The organism is Candidatus Equadaptatus faecalis (assembly GCA_018065065.1).
GTDB classification, from domain to species: domain Bacteria; phylum Synergistota; class Synergistia; order Synergistales; family Synergistaceae; genus Equadaptatus; species Equadaptatus faecalis.
This window is the reverse complement of record JAGHTZ010000090.1, coordinates 1-3519: the sequence shown is the minus strand read 5'-3', so window position 1 is coordinate 3519 and position 3519 is coordinate 1. Positions and strand designations below refer to the sequence as shown.

The following is a 3519-nucleotide window of genomic DNA, read 5'->3' as shown; positions in this document are numbered from 1 at the left end:
TGTGCCTGCCGCAAGCACCGTGTCGCCGCGTTCAGGTTCTGGCGTTGCCCGTTCAAGAGAAACCGCTTCGGCTTTTTCCTGAAGCTCTTTGCGTTCCGCAGTTTCCTGCTCGGCAAGCTCTTCCTCCGTACCGAACAGGTCTAAAAATATTTTCTTCTTTGCCATGTGCCTCATCATCCCCACTTTGCATTTTCAAACTTTCGAATATTTTTAGTGATACCTTTTTTCTGCCCTTCTGTCCGTACACCAAATCGCGGACGGGGGATTTTCGCCCGTCTGTATTCCGCTTTGTATATTTTTAACGGGACAATTCAATCACAAGATTGTCCTCTCCGCGCCTCACATAATTGACGGGAACCCTTTCAAGATTTACCGCCGGCGGGGAAACAATGCGCTGTTTGTTCAAATCAACGGTTAGTTTGTATTTACCTTCCTTCGTCAACTCAATCTGCGCCGCATCAATAACGGATATCTCCTTGGTCAGATACACAACCGCCTCGTTTTGGCAGCTTTCGCCGATGTTCTTCGGTAATGTGCAGGGTGCTACGATATAGAAATATTCTTGCTCGTCAAAGGCTTTCAACTTTGTGTAGCGACAATCGCCAAGTACAATAAAAATAAAAAACATTCCCAGAACAAATACCGCCATTAGTTGATGCTTTTTTACCTTAACCTGCGACCTTGGGACGTACGGCTGGTTCATAATACCTTCGTACACTTTGTAAAACAAATAGAAACACAACCCCCAAGCCCCTATAAAAACGACTGCTCTGCAAAGTACCCATTTAAAATAAATTTTCACAATATCATGTATTCCGGACATAACAGCCATTGTCATAAGCAACGATAAAACAACTGTAACTAACGGCATTAAGATGAATTCTTCATAGGCTTGTTCCTCTGTCGTCTTTGCAGTTTTCCCCCGTCTGAAACCTGCAACTATTGCCCCCGCAAACTGTTTCGGCGTATAAACCGGAGCCTTGGGTTTATCGGGGTTTTCGTACACGGTATCCTTGTAAAAGTAAATAGTTGCCATAAATATGCCGAAAATTACACCGGGGGCACATATCATCACAATATAGCGCAAGATGGGATATGCGTCCCAAGACGCTAAACTTTCATCAATATGCAAGGCTGAAAGAAAAACCTTTTCCCTGCAGGATCCTGCATCCGAACAAAATGAGACAATCACAGAAACTGCAACTGCTATAAACAAATCCCTGAAAAACTTCTTCATACTTTTTTCCTCCTTATACTACCAGTCGGGCGCCACATATCTTGTCGCTTCGCTCCGCTGTTTACTACAGGCACATGACCGCTCAGGGAACACCCTAAAGGGTCCGCATACCGAGCACCAGTGAGAGTATAAAGCTCTACGCCGCAAGCTTCAAGCTGTTATTCTTCATTCTTAATCGCTTTATTCTTCTTTTCCCCGTTTTTCTGCTCATCTGTGAAGGGCAGTCTGTCTGTGTGCCGGAGGAGTACGCACGAACCCGTTTGGGAACACACAGCAGACACAGGATTATCCACAGGGTTATGCACCGTTTTGCACAGAAAGGCGGGGAAAAGAGGCTCTGTGAGCCTCTTGTATCCTGTATTTGCTATTTCCTCAGGACTTAGGGCTGTGCCCGCGGCGAGCCCTCACACGCCGCAGGCACATTTTTGCTGCTGTCACCCTTATTTCTTTTTTATCTGTTTCAGCACCTTGTTCAGCATTGTTTTGATTTCAGCGTTTTCTTTTTTCAACGCTTCAATCGCTTCGTCCTGTAATTTCAGTTTTTCGTTCTGTGCTATGTTGTCTGCCAGTATGTTCGCGTTTTCTGTCGAGAGGTTCACAATCTGCGCTTTTAACACTCTGTTTTCTTCGTTGACGAACTTAACCTGTTTCTGAAGCGCCGCACGCGTTACAGCCGTTTCGCCCTTGCCGAATTTGAAGCTCACTCCGGCATTGTACGCGTTCTGACTGTTGCCGACGCTTGTTGACGCGCTGAGCATAAAGTTCGGATTCGGCTTGAACGCTACACCGATTGCAGCCGCGCTTTCGCCGCGGTAGTTGCCGTAGGCAACCGCACCGACAAATTTGTCGCCTTCTTCTCCGCTCGGCTCAACATAGTGCAGTCCCGCCAGCGCCGCTGAAATTGCGCCGACTTCTTTGACTTCGTTTGCAACAGCGTTCAGTTCCTGTCTTATAGCAGGATCGCTGCCCTGCATTGCTTCGTACAGCTGTGAACCGTTGACGGCATCAGTTGAGGTGGCTGAAATTTCACCGGGCGCAACGTTCGTTATCTTACGTTCCTTGCCCTTGGCACCGACTGATACAACATTGTCTTCGTAGGCTGTTGAACCGCTGCCGAGTATTACGCTGTTTTTCGCCGATGTTGTTACTCCGCTGCCGATAACAAACGTTTCTTCGCCTGTTACTGTGCTGTTGTTGCCCATTATGAAGCTGCCCGTCGCAGTCGCGGAAATATTGTTTTGGTTTCCTATCGCGTATGCGTTGTCAGCGTCAATGTACGTTGGGTCACCGAACGCGCCTGAAGCGTTGCCTGTAACAACGTGTCCGACACCGATTGCAATTGAGTTCTTGCCTTCAACATGGCTGTTTAAGCCTATCGCTATGCCGCTTACCGCCTTTGTGTCTTTTGCCTGGTCTTCCGCTATACTTCCGCCTTCGTAGCCGACTGTCGCTCCTCTGCCTATTGCGATACCGGCTCCGGACTCCGGTGATACCGCTGACAGATAGCCCGTTGCAACCGAGCCCTTGCCGTTTGCTTCTGAGCTGTAGCCGCTGGCCACTGCCGTTCCGTCGGGGTTCGCTTTCGCGTCCGTTGCTCCCTCAGGCTTCGTGCCGCCGGCGGATATTGCACCGCCGGCGCCTGTCGCGCTGATTTTGATTGAGTTGGACATTTCGTCTGCTTCAAGCGTTATGCCTCCGCCATTTTCAAACGTAAGCGTCGGTTTGTCAGAGTTCACGCTGATTGACTTTCCGCCAACCATTGCAGTCCACGCTCCGCCGCCGCTGCCGCCTGCTATCGTCAGGTCGGTTGTCGTGCCATCGGCTCTTGTCAGAGTCAGCGTATTGCCCGCGTATGCCGCGTCTGTGTAAGCCTTGCTGAACTGTCCGTAGTTCACCGCGTCATAGGCAGTAGATCCGTCCGCCACGCCTGTAATCTTCTGAGCGTTTGCGTTGATTCCGGCTGACGTTATGTAGTTCCTGCCGCCTACCGCAAGCGTGTCTGTCGTAAGGCTGCTTGTACCTATCGTAAGCATGCTGCTGTTGAAGCTTGACGTTCCCACCGTTATGCCGTTTCCGTCAATTACTGTCGCATTGGCAGATGCCGGCGCCACTGTCACGGACTCGTTAAAGGTCGGGTTTTCCACCGTGCCGACAACAAACTTAATCGTGTCGGCAACGGAGGTATCCTGTGTTACGTTGACGTTTTTGCCGTTGGCAAAGATTATCTTCTTGCCGTCCGGATTTTCTATCGTTATGTCCGTCGCTATGCCTGAAAGGTCAAC

2 protein-coding genes are annotated in these 3519 nt (G+C 49.6%); both read right to left on the bottom strand.

Translation table 11 applies throughout. The features are described from left to right. Positions 1–298 precede the first annotated feature (298 nt). Positions 299–1237, bottom strand: a complete 939-nt coding sequence (locus KBS54_07385) for a hypothetical protein (GenBank protein MBQ0055941.1) — start codon at positions 1235–1237, stop codon at positions 299–301. Positions 1238–1677: 440 nt separating this feature from the next. Then, on the bottom strand, positions 1678–3519 hold a 1842-nt coding region (locus KBS54_07380), incomplete at its 5' end, for a YadA-like family protein (protein MBQ0055940.1).

Coding starts and splice junctions, on each gene's coding strand:
- KBS54_07385 (MBQ0055941.1), bottom strand. CDS start 1,237: ATGAAGAAGTTTTTCAGGGATTTGTTTATAGCAGTTGCAGTTTCTGTG.